Consider the following 367-nt stretch of genomic DNA (forward strand, 5'->3'; position numbering starts at 1 on the left):
AGCGTTGCGACGAATATTATGCCGAGTAATTCGTCACCTCGATCACGACAGTCCGCTGCCGGCCAACTGCGTCACAACATAAAACCCAACTTGGGATAATGGGCCTTATGCGGAGTTCGGCATAAGGTTCACGCTCGACGCCAGTTCTATGAATTGCACGCGGCGCGCCCGAATGCGCTGAACACCGAGGCGCTTGAGCGTATCGGCGCGCTATACAGGATTGAGGAAACAATCAGGGGCAAGCCGCCCGACCAGCGCCGTGTGCATCGCCAGGAGCATGCGCGGCCGCTACTCGATCAACTCCACGCGTGGCTCACAACGATGCTGGAGACGCTCTCGCGCAAATCGGATACGAGTCGGGCGATCC

General features: G+C 58.9%; 1 pseudogene. It reads left to right on the forward strand.

The window, feature by feature from the left end:
• Positions 1 to 129: 129 nt before the first annotated feature.
• Positions 130 to 367, forward strand: a pseudogene (locus tag ACLFKU_RS44390) (IS66 family transposase); the annotation flags it as partial.

The organism is Paraburkholderia sp. EG304, from assembly GCF_046543485.1.
Taxonomy (GTDB): Bacteria; Pseudomonadota; Gammaproteobacteria; order Burkholderiales; family Burkholderiaceae; genus Paraburkholderia; species Paraburkholderia youngii.